This window comes from Paraburkholderia sp. FT54 (assembly GCF_031585635.1).
Taxonomy (GTDB): domain Bacteria; phylum Pseudomonadota; class Gammaproteobacteria; order Burkholderiales; family Burkholderiaceae; genus Paraburkholderia.
In genome coordinates this window covers 1,034,501-1,059,932 of sequence record NZ_CP134195.1, presented here as the reverse complement: position 1 = coordinate 1,059,932, position 25,432 = coordinate 1,034,501, and the positions used below count along the sequence as shown (strand labels likewise).

At 63.2% G+C, this 25,432-nt stretch carries 28 protein-coding genes; 11 read left to right on the top strand and 17 right to left on the bottom strand.

The genetic code is table 11. The features are described from left to right. The first annotated feature begins 38 nt into the window (after positions 1-38). Positions 39-251, top strand: a complete 213-nt coding sequence (locus RI103_RS04945) for a hypothetical protein (RefSeq protein ID WP_310814282.1) — start codon at positions 39-41, stop codon at positions 249-251. A gap of 32 nt (positions 252-283) precedes the next feature. Next, a complete protein-coding gene (locus RI103_RS04940) occupies positions 284-784 on the top strand; it encodes a dihydrofolate reductase (protein ID WP_310814281.1) in 501 nt (166 codons plus the stop codon). Between the two features lie 153 nt (positions 785-937). On the opposite strand, the gene pmbA is transcribed toward RI103_RS04940, so the two are convergent. After that, positions 938-2,308: a metalloprotease PmbA gene (gene pmbA, locus RI103_RS04935; RefSeq protein ID WP_310814280.1), complete on the bottom strand. Its 1,371-nt coding sequence runs from the start codon at positions 2,306-2,308 to the stop codon at positions 938-940. 276 nt (positions 2,309-2,584) lie between these two features. Here pmbA and yjgA point away from each other — a divergent pair, with 276 nt between their 5' ends. Further along, the gene (gene yjgA / locus RI103_RS04930; RefSeq protein WP_310815174.1) at positions 2,585-3,193 is read left to right on the top strand and encodes a ribosome biogenesis factor YjgA; all 609 of its coding nucleotides are present in this window, start codon (positions 2,585-2,587) and stop codon (positions 3,191-3,193) included. Beyond that, positions 3,174-3,818, top strand: coding sequence for a molybdopterin adenylyltransferase (gene mog, locus RI103_RS04925; protein ID WP_310814279.1), 645 nt, complete (start codon positions 3,174-3,176; stop codon positions 3,816-3,818). The genes yjgA and mog overlap by 20 nt, the downstream gene beginning before the upstream one ends. Positions 3,819-3,851: 33 nt before the next feature. On the opposite strand, the gene orn is transcribed toward mog, so the two are convergent. Next, positions 3,852-4,463, bottom strand: a complete 612-nt coding sequence (orn, locus tag RI103_RS04920; protein WP_310814277.1) for an oligoribonuclease — start codon at positions 4,461-4,463, stop codon at positions 3,852-3,854. Positions 4,464-4,609: 146 nt separating this feature from the next. Between orn and RI103_RS04915 the strand changes: the two genes are divergently transcribed. Genes RI103_RS04915 through RI103_RS04905 form a run of 3 tightly spaced genes read left to right on the top strand, consistent with a single transcriptional unit; the run spans position 4,610 to position 7,138 of the window. Beyond that, positions 4,610-5,869 (top strand): M48 family metallopeptidase, encoded by a 1,260-nt coding sequence (locus RI103_RS04915; protein WP_310814276.1) that lies wholly within the window; start codon positions 4,610-4,612, stop codon positions 5,867-5,869. After that, positions 5,866-6,816 carry a ribosome small subunit-dependent GTPase A gene (gene rsgA, locus RI103_RS04910; protein WP_310814275.1) on the top strand — a complete coding sequence of 317 codons (951 nt, stop codon included), beginning with the start codon at positions 5,866-5,868 and terminating at the stop codon, positions 6,814-6,816. Before RI103_RS04915 ends, rsgA begins: the two co-directional genes overlap by 4 nt. A gap of 1 nt (position 6,817) precedes the next feature. Then, entirely contained in the window at positions 6,818-7,138 is a 321-nt protein-coding gene (locus RI103_RS04905) for a putative signal transducing protein (protein WP_310814274.1), read from the top strand. 190 nt (positions 7,139-7,328) lie between these two features. On the opposite strand, the gene RI103_RS04900 is transcribed toward RI103_RS04905, so the two are convergent. The 6 genes from RI103_RS04900 to rpsP all read right to left on the bottom strand — a co-directional run bounded on the left by RI103_RS04900 (position 7,329) and on the right by rpsP (position 11,633). Then, the gene (locus RI103_RS04900) at positions 7,329-8,267 is read right to left on the bottom strand and encodes a CobD/CbiB family protein (protein WP_012433946.1); all 939 of its coding nucleotides are present in this window, start codon (positions 8,265-8,267) and stop codon (positions 7,329-7,331) included. 114 nt (positions 8,268-8,381) lie between these two features. After that, complete coding sequence (locus RI103_RS04895) at positions 8,382-9,098, bottom strand: CoA pyrophosphatase (protein WP_310814273.1); 717 nt, start codon at positions 9,096-9,098, stop codon at positions 8,382-8,384. 92 nt (positions 9,099-9,190) lie between these two features. Continuing rightward, entirely contained in the window at positions 9,191-9,580 is a 390-nt protein-coding gene (gene rplS, locus RI103_RS04890; RefSeq protein WP_310814272.1) for a 50S ribosomal protein L19, read from the bottom strand. Between the two features lie 157 nt (positions 9,581-9,737). Further along, positions 9,738-10,505, bottom strand: a complete 768-nt coding sequence (trmD, locus tag RI103_RS04885; protein ID WP_310814271.1) for a tRNA (guanosine(37)-N1)-methyltransferase TrmD — start codon at positions 10,503-10,505, stop codon at positions 9,738-9,740. Positions 10,506-10,529: 24 nt separating this feature from the next. Continuing rightward, a complete protein-coding gene (gene rimM, locus RI103_RS04880; protein ID WP_310814270.1) occupies positions 10,530-11,258 on the bottom strand; it encodes a ribosome maturation factor RimM in 729 nt (242 codons plus the stop codon). 120 nt (positions 11,259-11,378) lie between these two features. Continuing rightward, entirely contained in the window at positions 11,379-11,633 is a 255-nt protein-coding gene (rpsP, locus tag RI103_RS04875; RefSeq protein WP_007180912.1) for a 30S ribosomal protein S16, read from the bottom strand. Positions 11,634-11,805: 172 nt separating this feature from the next. Between rpsP and RI103_RS04870 the strand changes: the two genes are divergently transcribed. Together RI103_RS04870 and RI103_RS04865 are read left to right on the top strand one after the other, a co-directional pair. Then, the gene (locus RI103_RS04870) at positions 11,806-12,990 is read left to right on the top strand and encodes a sorbosone dehydrogenase family protein (RefSeq protein ID WP_310814269.1); all 1,185 of its coding nucleotides are present in this window, start codon (positions 11,806-11,808) and stop codon (positions 12,988-12,990) included. Positions 12,991-13,242: 252 nt separating this feature from the next. After that, positions 13,243-13,710 (top strand): NINE protein, encoded by a 468-nt coding sequence (locus tag RI103_RS04865; protein WP_310814268.1) that lies wholly within the window; start codon positions 13,243-13,245, stop codon positions 13,708-13,710. A gap of 15 nt (positions 13,711-13,725) precedes the next feature. Here RI103_RS04865 and RI103_RS04860 read toward each other — a convergent pair whose 3' ends face one another. Next, the gene (locus RI103_RS04860; protein ID WP_310814267.1) at positions 13,726-14,871 is read right to left on the bottom strand and encodes a PA0069 family radical SAM protein; all 1,146 of its coding nucleotides are present in this window, start codon (positions 14,869-14,871) and stop codon (positions 13,726-13,728) included. Between the two features lie 98 nt (positions 14,872-14,969). Beyond that, entirely contained in the window at positions 14,970-15,458 is a 489-nt protein-coding gene (locus RI103_RS04855; RefSeq protein WP_310814266.1) for an Lrp/AsnC ligand binding domain-containing protein, read from the bottom strand. Between the two features lie 167 nt (positions 15,459-15,625). On the opposite strand from RI103_RS04855, the gene RI103_RS04850 reads away from it, so the two are divergent. Beyond that, complete coding sequence (locus RI103_RS04850) at positions 15,626-16,912, top strand: D-amino acid dehydrogenase (RefSeq protein WP_310814265.1); 1,287 nt, start codon at positions 15,626-15,628, stop codon at positions 16,910-16,912. Between the two features lie 119 nt (positions 16,913-17,031). Here the strand turns inward: RI103_RS04850 and RI103_RS04845 are convergent, their stop codons facing one another. The 6 genes from RI103_RS04845 to RI103_RS04820 all read right to left on the bottom strand — a co-directional run bounded on the left by RI103_RS04845 (position 17,032) and on the right by RI103_RS04820 (position 23,431). Then, complete coding sequence (locus RI103_RS04845; protein ID WP_310814264.1) at positions 17,032-18,822, bottom strand: acyl-CoA dehydrogenase; 1,791 nt, start codon at positions 18,820-18,822, stop codon at positions 17,032-17,034. A gap of 98 nt (positions 18,823-18,920) precedes the next feature. Further along, positions 18,921-19,856, bottom strand: coding sequence for an FAD-binding protein (locus tag RI103_RS04840; protein WP_310814263.1), 936 nt, complete (start codon positions 19,854-19,856; stop codon positions 18,921-18,923). Positions 19,857-19,933: 77 nt separating this feature from the next. Next, positions 19,934-20,683, bottom strand: a complete 750-nt coding sequence (locus tag RI103_RS04835; protein ID WP_310814262.1) for an electron transfer flavoprotein subunit beta/FixA family protein — start codon at positions 20,681-20,683, stop codon at positions 19,934-19,936. Positions 20,684-20,920: 237 nt separating this feature from the next. After that, a complete protein-coding gene (locus tag RI103_RS04830) occupies positions 20,921-21,718 on the bottom strand; it encodes a MetQ/NlpA family ABC transporter substrate-binding protein (protein WP_310814261.1) in 798 nt (265 codons plus the stop codon). 35 nt (positions 21,719-21,753) lie between these two features. Further along, positions 21,754-22,407 (bottom strand): methionine ABC transporter permease, encoded by a 654-nt coding sequence (locus tag RI103_RS04825; protein WP_310814260.1) that lies wholly within the window; start codon positions 22,405-22,407, stop codon positions 21,754-21,756. Next, positions 22,397-23,431: a methionine ABC transporter ATP-binding protein gene (locus tag RI103_RS04820; RefSeq protein ID WP_310814259.1), complete on the bottom strand. Its 1,035-nt coding sequence runs from the start codon at positions 23,429-23,431 to the stop codon at positions 22,397-22,399. Before RI103_RS04820 ends, RI103_RS04825 begins: the two co-directional genes overlap by 11 nt. A 240-nt stretch (positions 23,432-23,671) precedes the next feature. On the opposite strand from RI103_RS04820, the gene RI103_RS04815 reads away from it, so the two are divergent. Next, positions 23,672-24,577 (top strand): lysophospholipase, encoded by a 906-nt coding sequence (locus RI103_RS04815; RefSeq protein WP_310814258.1) that lies wholly within the window; start codon positions 23,672-23,674, stop codon positions 24,575-24,577. A gap of 21 nt (positions 24,578-24,598) precedes the next feature. Here the strand turns inward: RI103_RS04815 and RI103_RS04810 are convergent, their stop codons facing one another. Next, the gene (locus RI103_RS04810; protein ID WP_310814257.1) at positions 24,599-25,399 is read right to left on the bottom strand and encodes an enoyl-CoA hydratase; all 801 of its coding nucleotides are present in this window, start codon (positions 25,397-25,399) and stop codon (positions 24,599-24,601) included. Positions 25,400-25,432: the final 33 nt, after the last annotated feature.

The following is a 25,432-nucleotide window of genomic DNA, read 5'->3' as shown; positions in this document are numbered from 1 at the left end:
ACGAGACAACCAGACACCAGACGCAAGCAGGGACCGACATGACTACCTCCATTTGGACGCCGCGTGCGCTCAGGTCGCGGGTGGCATCGCTCATCCCGCGTGACGCTGCGTCGCTGCCCGATCAGGCAGCCGTATCCAGCTGCGGCGAGCGCGTGATTTGCACGGCGCTTCCCGGCCGGCTGCACTGGCGCCATACGGGCGGCCGCCGGGCCGAAGCCCGTTACGGCGGCGCGGACCCGCGCGTCAGGTAGAATCAGTCCGGTTACGTTCCCCTTTCCATTCGATGACGACGCTCACCCTGATCGTCGCTCGCGCCAACAACGGCGTGATCGGCCGCGACAACCAGTTGCCCTGGCGACTTCCCGAAGACCTCGCGTTCTTCAAGCGCACGACCATGGGCGCGCCCATCATCATGGGCCGCAAAACGCATGAGTCGATCGGCCGGCCGTTGCCGGGACGCCGCAACATTGTGGTGACGCGGGATGCCACGCGGCGTTTTCAGGGCTGCGACGCGGCCACGACGCTCGAAGACGCGCTCAAGCTCGCCGCCCAGGATCAGGCGCCGGAAGCGTTTCTGATCGGCGGTGCGCAGTTGTATGCGGAAGGTTTGCTGCAGGCGGACAAGCTGATCATCACCGAGATTTCCGCCGACTTCGAAGGCGATGCCACTTTCCCCGAACTCGACGAAAACGAATGGGAAGAAGTCGGGCATGAAACGCATCGCGCGGATGCACCGAACGATTTCGACTACGCGTTCGTGACGTATAAGCGCAAAGGCGCTTGAGCATTTCCGGCTTGCGGCAGTAGCGCCGCGCGCAATGCAAACCGTCGGCGCTGCCCGTCTGATCACGCACAAAAAAAGCCACGCAATGACTTGCGTGGCGTTCTGTTTTTTTGCCGGCCAGCTGAAAAGGCCGCCGGACAGCGGCTAAACCGCTTACTGCCCCGCGATCGTCATCCGTTCGATCAGCACCGAGCCGGTCTGCTTCGTGCCGCGCGTGATCGTATCCGCACCGATCGCGACGATGTGATGGAACATCTCCTGCAGCGTGCTCGCCACCGTGATCTCTTCGACCGGATACTGGATCTTGCCGTTCTCGACCCAGAAGCCCGACGCGCCGCGCGAGTAGTCGCCCGTCACGTAGTTCACGCCCTGCCCCATCAATTCGGTCAGCAGCAGGCCCGTGCCGAGCTTGCGCAGCATTTCTTCGAAATCGTCCTCAGGACGCGTGTTCGAGCTTCGCAGCGACAGGTTGTGCGAGCCGCCCGCGTTGCCGGTGGTCTGCATGCCGAGCTTGCGCGCCGAGTAGGTGGAGAGGAAATAGCCTTCCACCACGCCGTCCTTCACCACCGAGCGCTGCCGGGTGCGCACGCCTTCTTCGTCGAACGGCGCGCTGCCCATGGCGCGCGCGACATGCGGGTCTTCGACCACCTGCACATGCGGCGCGAACACCGGCTTGCCGAGGCTGTCGACGAGGAACGAGGTCTTGCGGTACAACGCGCCACCGCTCGTGGCTTGCACGAATGCGCCGAGAATCCCGGCGGCGAGCGGCGCTTCGAACAGCACCGGCACCTTGCGCGTATCCAGACCGCGCGCGCCGATGCGCGCCAGCGCACGCTGCGCCGCGTAACGGCCCACGGCTTCCGGATCGGCAAGTTCTTCGGCGCTGCGGGTCGACGTGTACCAGTCGTCGCGCTGCATGTTGCGGGCGCTCCCCGCAATCGGCGCGCACGCAATGTAGTGGCGCGAGTACGGATAACCCGCCAGGAAACCGCGCGAGGTGGCCAGCACGAACTGCGAGTGCTGCGCCGAGACGCTCGCGCCTTCCGAATTCTTGATCTGCGGATCGGTCGCGAATGCGGCGTCTTCCGCGCGGCGGGCGATTTCCACCGCTTCGTCGGCGGACAGATTCCACGGGTGATAGAGATCGAGATCGCGCGGCGCCGTTTCCAGCAGATCGGCTTCGGCGAGACCCGCGCAATCGTCTTCCGCGGTGAAGCGGGCGATGTTGTAGGCCGCCGCAACCGTGTCCTTCAAAGCCTGCGACGAGAAGTCCGACGTGCTCGCGTTGCCGCGCTTGTTGCCGATGAACACCGTCACGCCGACCATCTTGTCGCGGTTGTGCTCGATCGTCTCGACTTCGCCGCGCCGCACGGAGACGGACAGGCCGTCGCCTTCCGAAATCTCGGTCGCCGCGTCGGTCCCGCCGAGCGACTTCGCGTGACGAAGGATGTCCGAGGCGATTTCCTTCAGCTCATCCTGGGTATGCGGAAAAAAGCGCTGCTTGACGTCCATGTCTGCTGCCATTGTCGTTGCCGTCCTGTTCGGGGCCGAGCGGCCCAAAGTGTTCGCTGTGTTCGCACCGGTCACGCACATGCCTCACGCATGCGCGCGCCGGTGCGCGCGCCTGTGTCCTATGACGTATCCCGCGATCATAGCAAGGTACGCGATGCCGTACCTGGCATTCGCTGCGCCTCGCCTCACCACCGCCTGAGCGCTGCGTTGCCACCGCTTCGCGAGGCGCGAGGCCTCGTGCGCGGCGGCACCGCGGGTTCGGCGGGCGCGGCACGCTACAATATCGAAATGACACGCAAAACCCGCATTCAACCCATCGAATCCGCCGAGCCGGAAGTCGACGAGAACGGCTACGACCGTCCCAGCAAGTCCCAGCTCAAGCGCGAAATGCACGAGCTGCAGGAACTGGGCTCGGCGCTGATCGCGCTGCCCAAAGACGCGCTCAAGCGCATGCCGATGCCCGAAAAGCTCGACGACGCCGTGCGCGAAGCGCGCCGCATCACCGATCACGAAGGCAAACGCCGCCAGGTGCAATACGTCGGTCGCGTGATGCGCTCGCTGCTGGACGAGGAAACCGCCGCGCTGCGCACCGCGCTCGACACCTACAACGGTGTCAACAAGGCGGAGACGGCTAAGCTCCACTGGATCGAGCGCACCCGCGAAAAGCTGCTCGCCGACGACGCCGCGCTGACCGAGTTCATCCGCCAGCACCCGAACGCCGACCCGCAGCAGGGCCGCACGCTGATCCGCAACGCCCGCAAGGAAGCGCAGCAGAGCAAGCCGCCGCGCTACTTCCGCGAACTGTTCCAGTGGATCAAGAACGCGGACGGCCCGTCGGCGTCAACCGACGCCGACGACGCTCTGGACGAAGACGACGATGACGACCGCGACGCTTAAAGCAGCACGTCAGCACCCCGACGAAATCGTGATCGGCCTCGTGTCGATCAGCGATCGCGCGTCCACCGGCGTCTACGAGGACAAAGGCATTCCGGCCTTGCAGGAATGGCTCGGCGCGGCGCTGGTCTCGCCGTGGCAAGTCGTCACGCGCCTGATTCAGGACGACGCGCCGACGATTTCCGCCACGCTGACCGAGCTGGTCGACGAGGTCGGCTGTGATCTGGTGTTGACCACCGGCGGCACCGGCCCCTCGCGCCGCGACGTGACGCCCGAGGCGACGCTGGCGGTGGCGACGAAGGAAATGCCGGGTTTCGGCGAGCAGATGCGGCAGATCAGCCTGAATTTCGTGCCGACCGCGATTCTGTCCCGCCAGGTCGCGGTGATCCGCGAAACGGCGGAGCATGCGGCGCTGATCATCAACCTGCCGGGTCAGCCGAAGTCGATCAAGGAAACGCTGGAAGGCTTGCGCGACACTGAAGCAGGCAGCGCGGTGAAGGTGCCGGGCATATTCGCCGCGGTGCCGTACTGCATCGACCTGATCGGCGGGCCGTATGTGGAAACCAACGCCGACGTGGTGAAGGCGTTCCGGCCGAAGAACGCGCAGCGCGCGCCCCGGCCGGCTTAGGCGCGCTTTATCGACTGGTTCTATTCCGCAGCTTTATTCCGCGCCGTCGGCGGCGTCCGGCGCGGACGGGATCAGGAAGTGCTCGCGGTAGTACTTCAGTTCGTCGATCGACTCGTGGATATCGGCCAGCGCCGTGTGCATCGCGCGTTTCTGGAAGCCCTTGTAAATGGCCGGCTGCCAGCGGCGGCACAGTTCCTTCAGCGTACTGACGTCGAGATTGCGGTAGTGGAAGAAACGCTCCAGATCCGGCATCCAGCGCGCCATGAAGCGGCGGTCCTGGCAGATCGAGTTGCCGCACATCGGCGATTTGCCGGGCGGCACGAACACGCTGAGGAAATCGCGAATCTGTTCGGTGGCGTCGGCCTCGCTCACCGTGGAAGCCTTCACGCGGTCGATCAGGCCCGAGCGGCCATGCGTGTTCTGATTCCATTGATCCATTTTGGCGAGCGTCTCGTCGCCCTGATGAATCGCGAGGACGGGGCCTTCGACCATCCTGTCGAGCGTCGAATTCGTCACCACCACCGCGATTTCGATGATGCGGTCGGAATCGGGCTCGAGCCCGGTCATTTCCATGTCCAGCCAGACGAGATTCATGTCGCTACGCACGAGCGGCGGCTGTTCGGTGGATGCGAGGATGTCAGTCATGAAGGCAGCCCTGATGGCCCGGCAAACGGCTGTTCTGCAAGCCCGCCTGCCGCGGCAATGGTTCGTTTGAGATTGGTTTGAGCGTGTCCCCGCCGCGCGGCGGGAAGAAACATATAATTCTCGCATAGATACCACGGAATCCCTGGATGCCTACCCTGTACTTCACCGTTCTGTTCGTCGTCGCCGTCGTGGCGATGGTCGGCACCAAACTGTGGCTCGCGTCGCGGCAAATCCGCTTCGTGGCCGGCCATCGCGAGCAGGTGCCGAGCCAGTTCGCCGGCACCATCGCGCTCACCGCGCACCAGCGCGCCGCCGACTACACGGTCGAGCGCACCCGCCTCACGATGATCGAGATCGTTGTCAGCGCGGCCGTGCTGATCGGCCTCACGCTGCTCGGCGGCGTGCAGGCGCTCGATCTGGGCATCTCCGACTGGCTCGGCCGCGGCTACCTCGGCCAGATCGCGCTGGTCGCCGCGGTGATCGCGATCACCAGCGTGATCGACCTGCCGTTCGACTACTACCGGCAGTTCGTGGTCGAGCAGCGCTTCGGCTTCAACCGCATGAGCAAGGGCATTTTCTTCGTCGACCGGATCAAGGGCGTGCTGCTCGGCGCCGCCTTCGGCCTGCCGCTGCTGTTCGTCGTGCTCTGGCTGATGAACCAGGCGGGCAGCCTGTGGTGGCTGTGGACGTGGATCGTGTGGGTCGCCTTCCAGATGCTCGTGCTGGTGCTGTATCCGTCGTTTATCGCGCCGCTTTTCAACAAGTTCGAACCGCTCAAGGACGAAGCGCTGAAAAGCCGCATCGAAGCGCTCATGCAGCGCTGCGGTTTCGCCGCCAAGGGCCTCTTCGTGATGGACGGCAGCCGCCGTTCGGCGCACGGCAATGCCTACTTCACCGGTTTCGGCGCGGCCAAGCGGATCGTGTTCTTCGACACGCTGCTCGCGCGCCTGTCGGGCAGCGAGATCGAAGCCGTGCTCGCGCACGAGCTCGGTCACTTCAAGCGGCGTCACGTGATCAAGCGCATGCTCGTCACTTTCGCGATCAGTCTCGCGATGCTCGCCCTGCTCGGCTGGCTCACGCAGTGCGTGTGGTTCTATGAAGGGCTGGGCGTGCGGCCGTCGCTGATCGGCGGCAATAGCGGCCTCGCGCTGGTGCTGTTCTTCCTCGCGCTGCCGGTGTTCCTGTTCTTCGTGACGCCGCTCGGCAGCCTCAGCTCGCGCAAGCACGAGTTCGAAGCCGACGCGTTCGCCGCGACGCAGACCGATGCGCAAGACCTCGTCAACGCGCTCGTCAAGCTGTACGAGGACAATGCGTCGACCCTCACGCCCGATCCGCTCTACACCGCGTTCTACTATTCGCATCCGCCGGCGTCGCAGCGGATCGACCGCCTGCTGCGGCACGCATGAGCGGCCGCTCCCCGAAAGCGCCGCGCGCGCCGTCCAGCGCGCGCGTAGGCGGCCTAGTCGTGGCCGCGCATGGCCGCCACTATCTGGTCGCGCCGGATGACGGCGGCGCCATGCTCCAATGCTTTCCGCGCGGCAAGCGCAGCGAAGTGGCGGTCGGCGATCGCGTGGTGTACGAACTGGCTTCGGCGGACCAAGGCGTGATCGTCGAGATCGGCGAACGGCGCAATTTGCTGTATCGCTCGGATCAGTACAAGTCGAAGCTGTTCGCCGCGAACCTCGATCAATTGTTGATCGTGCTCGCCACTGAACCGCATTTCAGTGAAGACCTGCTCGGGCGCGCGCTCGTCGCGGCCGAGGCGAACGAACTGAAGCCGCTGATCGTGCTGAACAAGACCGACGTGACCGACTCGCTCGAAGGCGCGCGCAAGCGGCTCGAGTCGTATCGCGCGCTGGGTTATACGGTGGTGGAAGTGTCGATCAAGATGCAACCCGAGGCCGCGCGTGCCGCGCTGATCGAACATCTGCATGGTCATTCGACGCTGTTGCTCGGCCAGTCCGGCATGGGCAAATCCACGCTGGTGAATCTGCTGATTCCCGATGCCGAAGTCGCCACGCGCGAGATTTCGACGGCGCTCAACAGTGGGCGCCACACCACGACCTTCACGCGTCTCTATCCGCTGCCGGACAGCGCGGACGGCGAAGGCGGCGCGTTGATCGACTCGCCGGGTTTCCAGGAATTCGGTCTGCATCATTTGACCGAAGGCCGGCTCGAGCGCGCGTTTCCGGAGTTCCGGTCGCTGTTGCCGAACTGCCGGTTCTACAACTGCCATCATTTGCAGGAACCCGGTTGCGCGATTCTCGAAGCCGTGGCCGATGGCAGCATCCGCCGCGAACGGCATGCGCTGTATGCGCAACTCGTGCACGAAGCCAGCCAGATCGTCCGCTGATATGAAACTGATGCGCGCGCCGAATTTGATCATCGGACAGCATTGGGTCAATGTGCTGGCCACCGCGGGCATTGCTTGCGAGTTGCATAACCGCTATCTGAACGGCGCGCTCGGGGATATTCCGGCGGACCAGTGCTCGCCGGAGCTTTGGCTCGTCGATGAACGCGATGAGGCAATGGCCCGGAGCTTGATCGACGCGGCGTTACATGGACCGGCAGCGGGGTCGCCTGGCTGGCGGTGTCGTCAGTGTGGTGAAACGCTCGAGGCGCAGTTTACGGTGTGCTGGCAGTGTGGGACGGCGCGCGATCCGCGGGATGGGTGAAGGGATTCGCTGTAGACCGTGCTGATCGGAACACCGTGCTGCTGGCGGCATAGGTGAAAAACCGGAGCAATCGCTTGACGTGCGATTATCCACGCCTGAAAAACAAAGCCCTACGCTTCGAAGAAACGTAGGGCTGGTCAGCACTCTGAAGCCGGTTTTCTTTTTCCGAGTAGCGCTTAGCGCGGCGACGTCAAGCCAGCCACACCGCGATCGTCAGCATCAACAACAAAATCATCCACAACACCACTGCGCGCCACACCAGGCCCACGGCCGATTGCAGCGTGCGCGGCGTGCAGTCGTCGCCGACCTGCATCGGGCCGCCGTCGCCGGTGGCGAGCGCGTCGAGGCTCGACGGCTCAGCCAGCGGCCCACTCAGTCGTGCGCCTAGCGCTCCGCTGCCCGCGGCCAGCAACACGCCGTCGTTCGCATCCGGCCACTGGCGCGCATGGTTGCGCCATGCATAAATCGCGTCTTCGAAATTGCCGACGATCGCAAAGCCCAGCGACGTCAGCCGCGCCGGCACCCAGTCGATCACGAAGAAAGCGCGCTGCGCGAAACTCGAAAACGCGACGGTGCGGTCGTCGACCGGTCGCGCCCATGTGCGCGCGAGGTACTCGGCAATCCGATATAGGACCGCGCCCGCCGGGCCGACCGGAATCAGAAACCAGAAGAACACGCCGAACACGTGTCGATGCGAAGCGACCACCGCATGAATCAATGTATGACGCACGATCTCGCTGACCGGCATATCGACGGTATCGAGCCCGGTCCATTCGTTCAGGATTTCACGCGCGCGCGGCACGTCGTCGTTGTTCAGCGCGAGGTGGATGTCCGTGAAGTAATGGCTGAACTGGCGAAAGCCCAGCGTGAAGTACAGCACCGCGACGTTCCACAGGAACGCCAGCGCAAAGTGAATGTGATAGAGCACGTAGTAGACGAGTGCGACGACCAGCGTCCAGGGCACCACCACCACGAGCCAGGCAAGCAGGCCATGCTTCGGCTTGCCGGCATCGAATCCGTGCGCCGCCGACTCCGCATGGTATTGAAGCAACGCTGACACCGGATTGTTCGGCGAGAGCGCGCGTACCTGTTCAATGATCAGAGCCAGCAATACGGAGAAAAAAGTCATGCGATGCGCCGTGCTATTCGAGTTTTGCGATTGTTTTATAACGATAGCACAGGGTCGGATGCGACTGAGCGCGGACGTTGACAAACACCCGACAACTGCACAGTCCGGCGCGGCTCACGCCGCGAGGAACCGATAGAAGTTGCGCAGCATCGCCGCCGTCGCGCCCCAGATGAAATAGTGGCCGCCGACCTCGCGCCCGCGCTCTTCAGTTTCAGCCGACGCGGCGCGCGGATACGGCATGGCGAAAAAGCGGCGCTCGCCGCCTTCATAGCTGAACACGCGCACCTCGTGATGCGCGGGGTTCATCAGAAAAGCGAGCGGTACTTCGAAGACTTCGGCCACTTCGAGCGCATCCGCCTTCACCGTGAACGGCGGATGCACAAGACCGATCACCGGCGTCACGCGAAAACCGGTGCCCGTCAGATAGTCGGGCAATGCACCGAGAATTTCCACGCGCGACGGCGCGAGACCGACCTCCTCCTCCGCCTCCCGCAGCGCGGTGGCGGTGGCGTCGGCGTCGAAGGGTTCGTGACGGCCGCCGGGAAAGCTCACCTGGCCAGCGTGATCGTTCAGATGGTCGGCACGCTGGGTGAGCAGCACGGTCAGGCCGTGTTCGCGAACCACCAGCGGCACTAGTACCGCCGCGACGCGTGGATCGGCGTGGGCATCGCGCCAGGGTGCTTCGACGATACGCTCGGGGGTCCAGGCAAGACGCTGCTCGAAGCGCGCGCGCAGGCCATCAGGCGTGAGACGCTCGCTCGCCACCGGCGGCAGATCGGCGCTCGTCGCTTCGACAGGCAGGGTTTCAGGCTCAAAGACGGGGCGGATCAACGGGTCTCTCGAATGAGCGGATAGGGGACATGCCGCTATTTTGACCTGGCAAACAAAAAAGCACCCGCGAGGGGTGCTTTTTCTTACAGCATTTACGCTTCGGCAGCGTTGCGATCTTTCTTCGCAACCAGCTTTTCCTTGATCCGGGCCGACTTGCCCGAACGGTCGCGCAGGTAGTACAGCTTCGCACGACGCACATCGCCGCGACGCTTCACGACAATACTTGCCAGCAGCGGCGAGTACGTCTGGAACGTACGCTCGACGCCTTCGCCCGACGAAATCTTGCGGACGATGAACGACGAATTCAGACCACGGTTACGCTTGGCGATCACGACGCCTTCGTAAGCCTGAACACGCTTACGCGTACCTTCAACCACATTCACGCTGACAATCACCGTATCGCCGGGAGCGAATTCGGGGATGGTCTTCTCGCCGAGGGCGCGCGCGATTTCTTCCTGCTCGAGTTTTGCAATCAGATTCATCACTGACTCCTAAGTCCATCTTGTCGGCGTTCGTACCTGCCTTGCACTCAGTTTCCTTAGTGTGCCTGGCTACGGCCCCGATAGAGGATGGGTTCACATCTGGCGCCGTGCACGCATGCGCGGCGCCGCCTAATGTCCGCTCGAAAGGCCCAAGGCTTTACGCCTTCGACTCTTCCTTCGCGAGACTCGTAAGCCACGCCTCATCGGCACGGCTCAACATCTTGTTCTTTCTGGCCTTCACGATCAGATCGGGCCGTTTGTTCAACGTGTTGCGCAGAGCTTCACGCCGGCGCCACGCTTCGATCTCCGCATGATGGCCGCCGAGCAGCACATCGGGCACACGCGCACCGTTGTATTCCTCAGGGCGCGTGTAATGCGGACAATCCAGCAGCACGTCGACAAAACTATCCTGCACCGCTGACTGCGAGTCATTGAGCACACCGGGCAACTGACGCACCACGGCGTCCATCAAGGCCATGGCCGGCAATTCGCCGCCCGACAGCACGAAGTCGCCAAGGCTGACTTCTTCGTCGACGACACGGTCGAGCAAACGCTGATCGATCGCTTCATAGCGCCCGCACAACAGGATCAAACCGGGTTCGGCCGCGAACTGCATGACACGGTCGTGATTCAGCGTGGCGCCTTGCGGCGACATCATCACGACGCGCGATGCGCCGATGCCCTGCTCCGCCTGCGCCGCTTTCGCCGCGCCGATTGCGTCTTCCAGCGGCTTGGCCAGCATGACCATGCCGGGGCCGCCGCCGTACGGGCGATCGTCGATCGTGCGGTAATTGTCGGTGGTGAAATCGCGCGGATTCCACGTACGCAACCCGTAGCGCTCCTGCTTCGCCGCACGGCTGGTGATGCCCCAGTCGGTCAGCGCGCGAAACATGTCAGGAAAGAGCGTGACGACATCGAACTGCATCGCTCTCTCCGTTCAGCGAATGTTTTAGTAATCAGCTTCCCAGTCGACAGTGATCTGCTTCGCCGCCTGGTCCACCGTTTTGACAAAGACGCCGACGAACGGGATCAAACGCTCGCCGGTGACCGGTTTGCCGCTTTTGTCGGTAGCCGGGTATTCGATACGCAACACCGAGTGCGCACCGTTGTCGATCATGTCTGCAACCTTGCCGAGATTGACCCCGGCAACGTTCACCACATCCAGGCCGAGCAGGTCGACCCAGTAGAATTCGTCCGCTTCGAGAGCCGGAAATTCGCTGCGGCTGATATAGACGCGAGAGCCGCGCAATGCCAACGCCACGTCGCGGTCAGTGACGCCGCCCAGATGGGCAACCACACTGTCGCTATGCGTTTTCGCCTGCAATGACGGCGCCGACTTGCGCTCCTGGCCTTTGAGCAGCCACCAGCGCTTCGCGCTCAGCAACGCGTCGCCGCCATGCCCGGCATCCGCATGAGCGGCTACCTTGACCCAGCCCTTGAGGCCGTAAGCGTCGACGACTGCGCCGACCTCGACCGCATCGGCCGGCCAGCTTTCCACCGTTTCCACGCGCATTTCTGCCGCACCGGAACCGGCGTTTGAATCTTGCGCTTTCGCCTTGCCCTCGGCTTTTTCGACCGGCTTGCGGACGAATGCACCGAATGGCGCCTGACCAGACGTCTTCGCGCGCGGGGCTGCTGCCTTCACGCGACCAGAACTGCCGGAATCACGCTCAGACATAAGAGAACCTCGCTGCCAGCTTCGACGCCTGCGTCAGCAAAACAACTCGCGCATCGGACTGCTCACGCAAACCGCGCGAGCCGCCGGTCGAACCGACGACGATACGCATGCTAGCTACCATTAAGCAGCCGGCTGCGCCTTTGCAGCTTCTTTCACGAGACGCTCGACGGTCGGCGACAGTTGTGCGCCAACACCTTGCCAATACGTCAGGCGGTCTTGAGCGATACGGAGGGACTCACCCTTCGTAGCGACCGGGTTGTAGAAGCCAACGCGCTCGATGAAGCGGCCGTCACGACGGTTACGCGAATCGGTTGCGACGATGTTGTAGAACGGGCGCTTCTTGGAGCCGCCACGAGCCAAGCGGATGATGACCATACTAGAATCCTTGAAAACCGGGGTTCGGAACGACTGAAACACGCGATTATAGCGGGAAACCGACGCCATAACAAACACTTACCCGGATAAACTGAGCGACGCGGTGGCGCCGGCCATACGGACGAGACTCCCGAGCCACATCGAAACGCCCGAATTACCTGATGGAGCGCCCGTGAACCTGCTGCAACCCATTGTCTCTTTGCGCGCATTCTTTACCGCCTTCGTGCGGTTTGCCGTCTCGGCGCGCGCTTTGCGAAACCGGGGCCTGCGCGCAGGCGCGGCCATGTTGCTCGCGGCAACCGCCCTGCCGGCGCTAGCAGCGCTGCCGGTCGAGCGAATCAAACTGCCGCCGGGCTTCCATATCGAGGTCTTGTCGGATGCCGTGCCGAGCGCGCGAGCCATGGCGCTCTCGCCGAAGGGCATTCTTTATATAGGCAGCCTCGACGGCCACGTCTACGCGCTCGAATTGCAAAACGGACGAGTGACGGCGCGTCACGTGATCGCTTCCGGTCTGGAAACGCCAGCGGGCTTGGCTTGGCGCGACGGTGCGCTCTATGTTTCCGCCGTGTCGGAAATTGTGCGCTTCGATGCCATTGACACCCACCTTAACGATCCGCCCAAACCTGCCGTCGTGATCGACACGTTGCCGACGGAGGCGCACCACGGCTGGAAATTCATCGCCTTCGGCCCGGACGGCAAGCTGTATGTGCCCCAAGGCGCGCCGTGCAACGTCTGCCTGAAGGATCGCAACCGCTTCGGGCTGATCGGCCGCATGGACCCGGACGGCAGTCACTACGAAGTCGTGGCGCGCGGCATCCGCAATTCGGTTGGCTTCGCGTGGCATCCGGTCACGCATGAACTGTGGTTCACCGACAACGGCCGCGACCTGCTCGGCGACGACGTGCCGGACGACAAACTCAATCGCGCGCCGCGCGCCGGGATGGATTTCGGTTTTCCGTACTGCCATGGCGGCGACACCCCTGACCCCGAGTTCGGCAAAGACCGTCCGTGCAGCGCGTTCACGCCGCCCGTGGTCAAACTCGGGGCGCACGTCGCGGCGCTCGGCATGCGCTTTTATAGCGGGTCCATGTTTCCGCCGGCTTACCGAAACTCGATTTTCATCGCCGAGCATGGCTCGTGGAATCGCAGCAAGAAGGTCGGCTACCGCGTCGTGCACGTGATCACGGACCCGGATGGCAGCAACGCCCGCCAGCAAGTCTTTGCCGAAGGCTGGCTTCAGCCGGGCGAGACCGAGTGGGGTCGCCCGGCCGACGTGCTGCCACTGCCCGATGGTTCGCTCCTGATCAGCGACGATTACGCCGGCGCCGTCTATCGCGTCACTTATTCAACGCCGTAGCCGGCCTCAACCGACTCACCGCGTCGGCCGCCCGGCGCCCGAAGCCGGGCGGCCGAAAAACCTGGGCCGGCTAGACGAACCCGGCTACCCGCGCCGCCGCGGCAACCAATCCAGCGCGTCTTATACCGCCCGCCTCGCCGTCGCAACCGCCCGTCACGTGACCCGCGGCCCGCGGCGGGCGTAGAATGCGCGTCGGTCCGCGCGAGCCGCGCGGCGCTCCTTTCGACCGCCTGTCACTCTGCTCTGGCCTACATGTCCACCCTTGTTTCGACTTCCCCGCGCTTCAGATCCAAGACGATGACCGCCGCCCTGGCGTTCTTCTTCGGCAGCCTCGGCGCTCACCGGTTCTATCTGTACGGCATGCGCGACATTTACGGCTGGGCTCACGTGATCGGCACGCTGATCGGCATTCCGGGCGCCATGCTGGTGGTGGCGAGCGAACGGTCTTCGATGCTCGGCTGGGTGCTGGCCTTTCCCGGCGCGGTTTCGCTGCTGGCCGCGTTTCTCGCCGCGATCGTCTACGGGCTGCGTCCGGACGAGAAATGGGACGCGCAGTTCAACGCTCAGACCCAGCGCAAAAGCCGCTCCGGCTGGACGGTCATTTTCATCGTGATCTTTTCGCTGCTGATCGGCGCATTCCTGCTGATGACAGGCCTCGCCATTTCATTCCAGACGTACTTCGAAAGTCAGGTGCAGGCGGCCAAAGCCCTCTCGCAGTGAGCGCCGGGCGCTGCGCTAAAAAAGATCCAGTTGAGGATCGTCGCGCGGCGGTTCGGCGGGACGCGGCACCTCGAGGCGGCGAAAGTGCGACATATCCAGAATGCCGCGGTCACGCTGATTCAGTCCCAGACGGCGCGCCGCCTTCTGGAATCGCTGCTTGAGCAGATCCGCCCATAATCCTTCGCCCTTCATGCGTGTGGAGAAGGACGAGTCGTAATCCTTCCCGCCCCGCATGTCCCGCACCCGGCTCATGACACGGTCGGCACGATCGGGAAAGTGCGCCGCGAGCCAATCCTTGAATAGCGGAGCGACTTCCCACGGCAGACGCAGCACGATATAGCTCGCGTTGCTTGCACCGGCCTCGGCGCAGGCCTCCAGCACGCGCTCCATGTCCGGCTCGGTGACGAACGGAATCACCGGCGCGATGCTGACGCCGACCGGTATGCCCGCCTCGCTCAACGTACGGATGGTTCGTAGCCGCCGTGACGGCGTGGCCGCGCGCGGTTCGAGTGTGCGGGCGATTTCGGCGTCCAGCGTGGTGATGGTGATGGCCGCCATGAATTGTCCGCACGCCGCCATGGGCGCCAGCAGATCGAGATCGCGTTCGATCAGCGACGACTTGGTGATTGCCGCAAACGGATGCTGACGTTCGCTGAGCACTTCGATCACCCTGCGTGTGAGCCGCAAGTCGCGTTCGACGGGCTGCCACGCGTCCGTATTGACGCCCAGCGCGATCGGCTCCGGCACATAGGACTTCTTCGACAATTCCCGCTCGAGCAACTCCGGCGCGTTGACTTTGGCGTAGATCCGGCTTTCGAAGTCGAGCCCCGGCGACAGCCCCAGATAGGCGTGCGTGGGCCGCGCAAAACAATAAATGCAGCCGTGCTCGCAGCCGCGATACGGGTTCAGCGATACGCCGAACGGAATATCCGGCGACGCATTGCGCGTCAGAATGGTCTTGGCCCGCTCTTCGAAAACCTGCGTGCGCAAGGCCTTGGGCTCGTCATCGGCTTCCGCCGGCGACAGCCAGCCGTCGTCCACCGCTTCGCGCTGGTCGACTTCGTAGCGGCCTTGCAGATTCGTCACCGCGCCACGGCCCTTGCGCGGCGCGGGCGGCGCGATCGGAAACTCGTTGACGAAGTGGGAATCGAAGTCGGTCACGGCTGGAACACGCAAAAACAGAAAACGGCATAAAACACCTGTATAAATATACAGTGTTTACACCGTTTGTCGAGCCCCGCCGAGCGCTGATGTACCGGTTAATCCCCGACCGCGATGGTCAGCGTTTCCTTGATCTCTTCCATTACCACATAGCTTTTCGACTGCACCGCGCCGGGCAGTTGCAAGAGGATATCGCCGAGCAGTTTCCGGTAGTCGGCCATTTCGCCGATGCGCGCCTTGATCAGATAGTCGAAATCGCCCGACACCAGGTGGCATTCCAGCACCTCCGGGATCTTCTGCACCTCGCGCCGGAACTGCTCGAACGTGTTGCCGCTCTTGTGGGCCAGCGTGATCTCGACGAACACCAGCAGCGCCGCGCCCAATTCCGCCGGGTTCACGCGCGCGTGGTAGCCGGTGATCACGCCGTCGCGCTCCATCCGCTTGACGCGCTCGATGCAAGGCGTGACCGACAACCCCACCTGCTCCGCCAGGTCTTTCATTGCCATGCGGCCATCCTGTTGCAGCAGCCGCAGGATCTTGTGATCGAGTTTGTCGAGGGACCGGACCGGCTGGCGCTGTGTACGCATGGTGTTTTTGCTGAAAATCTTGAAAATACAATAACAAAACCTACCTGACTGTTAATAGTATAGCGGCTAACACTGGGCAAACCGCGTTACACCTCGTTAATCGACCGAATTCTAACGAATCCGCGAGCGCACCGCCCTCAGACCTCATTTGAATACCTGGAGCATCTATGCGAGTCGTCGTTTTGGGCAGTGGCGTTGTCGGCGTGACCAGTGCATATTACCTGGCGCGCGCGGGGCACGAAGTGACCGTTATCGATCGCGAGGCCGGCCCGGCGCTCGAAACCAGTTTCGCCAATGCAGGCCAGATCTCGCCGGGCTACGCGTCGCCGTGGGCCGCGCCTGGCGTGCCGCTGAAGGCCGTCAAGTGGATGTTCCAGAAACACGCGCCGCTGGCGATCCGCCTCGACGGCACGCAGTTCCAGTTGCAATGGATGTGGCAGATGCTGCAGAACTGCACGTCGTCGCGTTATGCGGTGAACAAGGGCCGCATGGTCCGTCTCGCTGAATACAGCCGCGACTGTCTGCAAGCGCTGCGCGCTGAAACCGGCATCCAGTACGAAGGGCGCACCGGCGGCACGCTCCAGGTGTTCCGCACGCAGCAGCAATTCGAGGGTGCGGCGAAAGACATCGCCGTGCTGCAGGAAGCCAACGTGCCGTATGAACTGCTGTCGCCGGCCGAACTCGCGCGGGCCGAACCGGCGCTCGCCGCCGTGTCGAACAAGCTGACCGGCGGTCTGCGCCTGCCGGGCGACGAAACCGGCGACTGCCAGATGTTCACCACGCGCCTCGCCGCACTGGCCGAGGAACTGGGTGTCAAATTCCGCTACAACACGCCGATCGACGCACTCGCGATGGCTGGTGACCGCATCGCCGGTGTGAAGTGCGGCGAGGAACTGGTGCGCGCGGATTCGTTCGTCGTCGCGCTGGGCTCGTACTCGACCCAGTTCCTGTCCGGTCTCGTGAAGATTCCCGTCTATCCGCTCAAGGGTTATTCGATCACCGCGCCGATCGTCAACGAAGCGTCGGCGCCGGTATCCACTGTGCTCGACGAAACGTACAAGATCGCGATCACGCGCTTCGACGACCGGATTCGTGTGGGCGGCATGGCCGAGATCGTCGGTTTCGACAAATCGCTGCGCCGGGCGCGCCGCGAAACGCTGGAACTGTGCGTGAACGACTTGTTCCCGGGCGGCGGCGATACATCGAAGGCCACCTTCTGGACCGGTCTGCGTCCGATGACGCCGGACGGCACGCCGATCGTCGGCCGCACGCCCGTGCCGAACCTGTTCCTGAACACGGGCCACGGCACGTTGGGCTGGACGATGTCGTGCGGCTCGGGCCAACTGCTCGCCGACGTGATGTCGGGCAAGCAACCCGCCATCAAGGCGGACGATCTGTCGGTGCATCGCTATTTCGGCGAGATCGGCGGCGCGCATCGCCCGGCTTATGCTTAAGGTTTAACGACGACGCTTCGCGAGAGCGGTTGCGCTGGTTTGTGATCTGACAGACCGGCGCGACAAAAACAAACGGCGCCCAGGCGCCGTTTGTTTTTTCAAGCGAGGTAAAAGCGACGTCAGAACTGATCTTCCGACAGAGCCAGCACACTCTCTCCACCCTTGGCGCTAACAATCGACGCCTCGAGCGCCGACGCCAGCGGCAACACGTGCTCCGCGTAGAACTGCGCGGTCGCGATCTTGGCGCCGTAGAACGACGGGTCTTCGTCGCGCTTCTGAGCCGCCACGAGCAACGCACGCGCCATCTGCCAGCCGCCCAGCACGACGCCCGCGAGTTTCAGATACGGCACGCTGCCCGCGAACACCGCATTCGGATCACCCTTCGTATTGGCAACAACAAAATCGACCGCCGCGCTCAACGAGCGCTGGCCCTGCGCGAGATACTTCTTCATCGAATCGAACGCCGGGCATTGCTGCGCGCCGAGTGCTTCGACCGTTTCAGCCACACCGGCGAGCAGCGACTTCGCCACCTTGCCGCCGTCGCGCAAGGTCTTGCGACCGATCAGGTCGTTGGCCTGAATCGCGGTGGTGCCTTCGTAGATCGGCAGAATGCGCGCATCGCGGTAGTACTGCGCGGCGCCGGTTTCTTCGATGAAGCCCATGCCGCCGTGCACCTGCACGCCGAGGCTCGTGACGTCGATCGACAGTTCCGTGCTCCAGCCCTTCACGATCGGCACAAGGTATTCGTAGATCGCCTGATGCTCGGCGCGCTTGCCTTCGTCCGCATGACGATGCGCGATATCGCAGTGACCCGCGGCTACATACGCGAGTGCGCGCGACGCCTCGGTGAGGCCACGCATGGTCGCGAGCATACGGCGCACGTCGGGATGTTGAATGATCGCAACCGGCTGCTTCGCGGAGCCATCCACGGGACGGCTTTGCACACGATCTTTCGCGTACGCCACCGCCTTCTGGTAAGCGCGATCCGAGATGCCGACACCTTGCATGCCGACCGCAAAACGCGCCGCGTTCATCATGATGAACATGTACTCGAGACCACGATTCTCTTCGCCGATCAGATGACCGACCGCGCCGCCATGGTCGCCGAACTGCAATACCGCAGTCGGGCTCGCCTTGATGCCGAGCTTGTGTTCGATCGAGACGCAATGCACGTCGTTGCGCTCGCCGAGCGAACCGTCTTCATTGACGAGAAACTTCGGCACGATGAACAGCGAAATGCCCTTCACGCCTTCCGGCGCGTTCGGCGTGCGCGCCAGCACGAGATGCGCGATGTTCTTCGCCATGTCGTGCTCGCCCCACGTGATGAAAATCTTCGTGCCGAACAGCTTGAACGAACTGTCGCCCTGCGGCTCGGCGCGCGTGCGCACCAACGCGAGATCGGAACCGGCCTGCGGCTCGGTCAGGTTCATCGTGCCGGTCCATTCGCCGGAAATCAGCTTCGGCACATAGGTTTGTTTTTGCGCTTCGGTGCCGGCGGTGAGCAATGCTTCGATCGCGCCGTCGGTCAGCAACGGACACAGTGCGAACGACAGATTCGACGCGTTGAGCATTTCGACGCACGGCGTCGCGATCAACTTCGGCAGGCCTTGGCCTTCATAGTCGAGCGGATGTTGCACGCCTTGCCAGCCGCCTTCGCCGAACTGGCGGAACGCTTCCTTGAAGCCGGGCGTCGCGGTGACCACGCCGTCTTTCCAGCTGCTCGGATTGCGATCGCCTTCGACATTCAGCGGCGCCAGCACTCCACCGCACAGTTTCGCCGATTCTTCGAGCACGGCTTGCGCCGTCTCGAGGTTCGCGTCTTCGAAGCCCGGCAACGTCGCGATATCTTCGAGACCGGCCAGTTCTTTCATCACGAACAGCATGTCCTTGAGTGGCGCCGTATAGCTCATGTTCTCCTCCCGTCTTTGATATAAAAAAGGACGCTGGACCTGGTCGGTCCCGCGCCCTTCATGTGCTGCCAGACGCCTTTTACGCGGCGCTACGGTGCTTAGCCGAGTTCGCTAACGAGTTCGGGCACGAGCGTGAACAGATCGCCCACCAGACCGTAATCGGCGACGCTGAAGATCGGCGCTTCTTCGTCCTTGTTGATCGCGACGATCACTTTGCTGTCCTTCATGCCGGCCAGATGCTGGATCGCACCCGAGATACCGACTGCAATGTACAGCTGCGGCGCGACGATCTTGCCGGTCTGGCCGACCTGATAGTCGTTCGGCACGAAGCCCGCATCGACTGCTGCGCGCGATGCGCCCAGCGCTGCGTTCAGCTTGTCCGCCAGCGGTTCGAGAACCTTCGTGTAGTTCTCGCCGTTGCCCAGGCCGCGGCCACCCGAGACGATGATCTTCGCCGACGTCAGTTCCGGACGGTCCAGCTTCGTCACCTCACGGCTGACGAACTGCGAGATGCCGCTGTCGGCTGCCGCTTCGATCTTTTCTACCGTCGCGCTGCCGCCTTCGGCTGCCACGGCATCGAAACCGGTCGTGCGGACCGTGATGACCTTGATCGGGTCCTGAGACTGCACCGTTGCGATCGCGTTGCCTGCGTAGATCGGGCGCTCGAACGTATCCGGGCTGTCCACTGCCGTGATGTCGCTGATTTGCGCGACGTCCAGCTTCGCGGCGATACGCGGCGCGATGTTCTTGCCGTAAGCGGTGGCCGGCGCGAGGATGTGTGTGTAATCCTTCGCGATGTTCATCACCGTCGCTTCGATGTTTTCCGCGAGGCCGGCTTCGAGTTGCGGCGCATCGGCGAGCAACACTTTGCTAACGCCTGCGATCTTCGCTGCCGCATCCGCTGCGGCCTGTGCGTTGTGACCTGCCACCAGCACGTGGATATCGCCACCAATCTTCTGCGCCGCTGCGATCGTGTTCAGCGTCGCGGCCTTGATCGACGCGCTGTCGTGTTCTGCTATTACCAGATTCGTCATTTGCTCTATCTCCGTGTCGACTGGAGTTAGCGCTTTGGCGCTTACTCCAGTCCCATGCAACATGGTTGCCGTTCTACTTAAAGCACCTTGGCTTCGGTCTTCAGCTTCTCGACCAGTGTCTTCACATCCGGCACCTTCACACCGGCGGAGCGCTTCGGCGGCTCGACGACTTTCAGCGTCTTCAGGCGCGGCGTGACGTCGACACCCAGATCTTCCGGCTTGAGGACTTCCAGCGGCTTCTTCTTCGCCTTCATGATGTTCGGCAGCGTCACATAACGCGGCTCGTTCAGGCGCAGGTCGGTAGTGATGACTGCGGGGAGCTTCAAGGACAGCGTTTCCGCGCCGCCATCCACTTCGCGCGAAACGGTTGCCTTGCCGTCTGCCACGACAACCTTCGAGGCAAACGTGGCTTGCGGCAGGTTAGCCAAGGCAGCGAGCATCTGGCCGGTCTGGTTCGAATCGTCGTCGATGGCCTGCTTGCCGAGAATGACCAGCTGCGGCTGTTCCTTGTCGACCAGCGCCTTCAGCAGCTTCGCGACAGCCAGCGGCTGCAGTTCCTCGCCCGACTCGATCAGAATCGCGCGATCCGCACCAATCGCCAGCGCCGTGCGCAGCGTTTCCTGCGATTGCGTCACACCCGCCGACACAGCGATCACTTCCGTCGCCACGCCCGCTTCCTTCAGACGCACCGCTTCCTCAACCGCGATTTCGTCGAACGGATTCATCGACATCTTCACGTTAGCAATGTCGACGCCCGTGCCGTCCGACTTGACTCGAACTTTCACGTTGTAGTCGACCACTCTTTTGACTGGCACCAGGATTTTCATGCACACGCTCCAAAGTTACGAATACGTCAACCCAACGGACATTATAGCGACTGCCCTCATGGCAGCCGTGTCGCGGGTGCTTTAGCACGAGGATATCGCTCCTCAGCGGCGTGACGGCAATATCGAACGATCGTTCTATTTTAAACTCGAAAAAACCCGGGCGACAACCCCGGGTTAAGCCCTACGACTCTAATTTTGCATTGCCGTCGTATCTTGCTTGTTCTGCAGGCCGCCGGCTCACCACGCGGTGATCACCGACCCGCCGAATTTGCTTTCAACGAACTGCTTCACTTCCGGCGAATGATACGCCGCGACCAGTTTGGCGACCCATGGCTTGTTCTTATCCGCTTCGCGGATTGCGATGATGTTCACGTACGGACCTTTGGGATCTTCGATCGCAATCGCGTCCTGCTTGGGCTTCAGACCCGCTTCCATCGCGAAGTTCGTGTTGATCGCGGCCGCGTCCACGTCGTTCAGCGAGCGCGGAATCTGCGCGGCGTCGAGTTCGACGATCTTCAGCTTCTTCGGGTTGTCGACGATATCGAGCGGCGTCGCCTTCAGGCCCGCGTCCGCACGCAGCTTCAGCAGACCCTGCTTTTGCAGCAACAGCAGCGCGCGGCCGCCATTGGTCGGATCGTTCGGCACGGCGATCTTCGCCCCCGGCTGCAGCTCGGCCAGCGTCTTCACTTTCTTCGAGTAGATGCCCATCGGGTACGTGACCGTGTCCGCGACGCGGATCAACTTGTAGCCGCGATCCTTCACCTGCGCCTGCAGATACGGGTCGTGCTGGTAGCTGTTCGCGTCCAGATCGCCGCCGGCGAGCGCGGCGTTCGGCTGCACGTAGTCGGAGAATTCGACGATCTTGATGTTCAAACCGTTCTTCGCCGCGACTGTTTTGACGACTTCCATGATCTGCGCGTGCGGACCGCCGGTGACGCCGACCTTGATCGTGTCTTCAGCGTGAGCCGCGTTGGCGGCGAACAGCGATGCGGCGCCGAACACGGCTGCCAGCTTGAGAATGAAACGACGTTGCATGATGGACCTTTCCGAACCTGATCGAAATTGTTGTTTTACTTATGGCTCAAACGACGCACGAGCCAATCCCCGAACGACTGCACCAACTGCACGAAGACGATCAGAATCACCACGACCGTCAACATGACTTCCGGCAAAAAACGCTGATACCCGTAGCGAATGCCGAGATCGCCAAGACCGCCGCCGCCGATCGCGCCAGCCATCGCCGAATAGCCGACCAGCGACACGAACGTGATCGTCAAGCCGGCGACCACGCCCGGCAGCGATTCCGGCAGCAACACCTTGAAGACGATCTGGCTGGTGGTCGCGCCCATCGCCTGGGCGGCTTCGATCAGGCCGCGGTCCACTTCGCGCAGCGCGGTCTCGACCAGGCGCGCGATGAACGGCGCGGCGGCGATCGTCAGCGGCACGACGGCGGCCGCCGTGCCGATCGACGAACCGACCACGAGACGCGTGAACGGAATCACGGCCACCAGCAGGATGATGAACGGCGTCGAACGGACCGCATTGACGATCACGCCCATCACGCGATTCACGGCGACGTTCTGCAGCACACCCTGGCGATCCGTCAGATACAGCAGCACGCCGAGCGGCAAACCCACCAAGGCGCCGACCAGCCCGGAAATGCCCACCATGACGAGCGTTTCCCAGAACGACTGGACGAACATATCGAACATTTCACTCAACATACGAGAGCTCCTCCACCACCACACCCTGTTCACGCAGATACGTCAGCGCCTGCGCCACCTTCGCCGGTTCGCCGCCCGCGAGCACCGCAAGCGAGCCGAACGCCTGCCCCTGGATCTCGTCGATCTGGCCGTGCAGGATGTTGAAGTCGAGTTCGTAACGGCGAATCGTTTCCGACAGGATCGGCTGATCGACGCCCGAGCCGGTAAACGCGAGGCGCAGCAAGTGGCCGCTGCCTGTCTTCAGGCGCTCCGCGACGCGTGCCTTCATGGCGGGCGGCAGTTCCTGCGCAATCACGTCGCCGATCAAGGCGCGCGTGACTTCGTGATGCGGTTGCAGGAACACGTCGATGACCTTGCCTTCTTCGACCACACGGCCCGCGTCCAACACCGCGACGCGGTCGCAGACCTGTTTGATCACATCCATCTGGTGCGTGATCAGGACGATGGTCAGGTTCAATTCTCGATTGATGCGCTTGAGCAGGTCGAGAATCGCGCGCGTGGTTTCCGGATCGAGCGCGGAGGTGGCTTCGTCGGAGAGCAGCACTTTGGGCTTGCTCGCGAGCGCGCGCGCAATGCCGACGCGCTGCTTCTGCCCGCCGCTGATCTGCGCCGGAAACCGGTCCTTCTGCGCCGACAGGCCGACCAGATCGAGCAGCGGCAGCACGTTCGCTTCGATTTCGTCGCGCTGCATGCCGGCGAGTTCGAGCGGCAGCGCGACGTTCTCGTAGACCGTACGCGACGACAGCAGGTTGAAGTGCTGGAAGATCATGCCGATCTCGCGGCGCGCCTCGCGCAATTGCGCGGCGGGCAGCGTGGTCAGATCGCGGCCGTTGACGACAATATTGCCTTCGCTCGGACGCGTCAGCAGGTTGATGGTGCGCACGAGCGTACTCTTGCCCGCGCCGCTGCGGCCGATGATGCCGAACACCTCGCCCGCCGGAACCGACAGATTGACGTTGTGCAGCGCCTCGACCCAGCCCCGGGGCCCGGCGAACCGCTGGGAGATATTGCGTATTTCGATCATGGAAAAACGAAACGGCGGAGGCTGTCAGCGAGCGTTGTGCGCTCCCGACAAGCGGCCGCCGTTGCTTTTATTGGGATTTGAGGCCGCAATTCTACCGCAGCGTCGACATTCCCTTTAATAATCAATTACGATCTTTTCATAACCTGTGGGCATTAGAGGCACGCTCCGTGCGAGACGCTCGCGCGCGCACTGTCGCTGCGACTATGATCAGGCGGAACAAAATCAGGATAAGCAGTAGCCATGGAAACATCCCAAAGCAGTAACGTGCGGTCCAGCACTGGCAACCGGAATGCCGGCGAGCCACAGCGCGCGTCGGTCAAGACCGGCGACGGGCTGGAACTGCCGCTGTACCGCTGGCCGGCCGCCGCGCCGCTGCGCGCCACGGTCGCGCTGCTCCACGGACTCGCCGAACACGCCGGCCGCTATGCGGCGCTGGCCGCGCGACTGAACGCAGCGGGTATCGAACTGGTGGCGATCGATTTGCGCGGCCATGGCCACGCGCCCGGCAGGCGAGCCTACGTGAAGCGCTTCGACGACTATCTGCTGGACGCGCAAGCCCTGCTCGACGCCGCCGCGCAAAGTTGCGCCCCGCTCTTCCTGATGGGCCACAGCATGGGCGGCGCCGTAGCGGCGCTGTATGCAATCGAACGGCTCGAAGCGAGCGGCCGGCGCCTGAACGGCTTGATCCTGTCGAGCCCGGCGCTGGCGCCCGGCCGCGACGTGCCGCGCTGGATGCTCAAGCTGAGCCAGGTGATCAGCCGCCTCTACCCGAGCTTCCCGGCGATGAAAATCGACGCCGCCTTGCTATCCCGACTTCAACCCGTGGTGAACGCCAATCGCAACGATCCGCTCGTGCATCACGGCGCGATTGCCGCGCGTACCGGCGCGGAACTGCTGCTGGCGATGGCGCGCATCGAACGCGGCCGTGCTGGCTTGCGAGTACCGCTGCTGGTTTATCACGGCACCGCCGACAAGCTCACCGAACCCGAAGGCAGCCGCGAATTCGGCCAGCATGCAGGCTCGCCGGACAAGACGCTCACCCTGCACGAAGGCAGCTATCACGAGACGATGAACGACATGGACCGCGACCGGGTGATCGGCGCATTGATCGAGTGGATTGAAAAGCGGCTGGTGCTTAAAGCCTGAGTAACGTGCGGCTAGCTCGCGTCACGACTTCCAGTCGGGCGGCCGTTTGTCGATGAAAGCCTGCACGCCTTCGAGCGCTGACTCATCCATCATGTTGCAGGCCATCGTCTGGCCGGCGAGCTGGTAAGCCGCTTCGATACCCATCTCCAACTGACGATAGAAGAGGCCTTTGCCGGCGCTCACGGCTTCGACGGGTTTCGCGCAGATGCTGGCGGCGAGCCGCGCGAGCTCGGCATCGAGCGCGTCCGCCGGAACCACGCGGTTCACGAGACCCTGCTGCTTCGCTTCGGCGGCATCGATGAAATCGCCGGTGAGCAGCATTTCGAGCGCCGCCTTGCGCGACAGGTTGCGCGACAGCGGCACGGAAGGCGTCGCACAAAAGAGCCCGAGGTTCACACCCGACACGGCGAACCGCGCCGTGTCGGCCGCAACGGCCAGATCGCACATCGCGACGAGTTGACAGCCGGCCGCCGTCGCGACGCCCTGGACCCGCGCGATCACGGGTTGCGGCAAGCGCTGGATCGCCAGCATGAGCCTGGTGCAGCGGGCGAACAGCGCCTGGTAGTAAGCCAGCGACGGCGCCGCGCGCATTTCCTTCAGATCGTGTCCCGCGCAGAACGCCCGGCCCGCGCCGGCGATCACGACCACCCGCGCGTCCGATCGCCCGATTTCGCTCAAAGCGGTCTGCAGGTCGTCGAGCAAGGCTTCGGAGAGCGCGTTGAAGGCATCGGGCCGGTTCATCGTCAGACGCACGACGCCCGGCACGCCGTACACGCCGTGTTCGATCTCGACCAGTGAAGCGTTGCGCGCGTCGGCATTCATGGCTCGCTGCTCCATGCGTGTTGAGTGAATGGC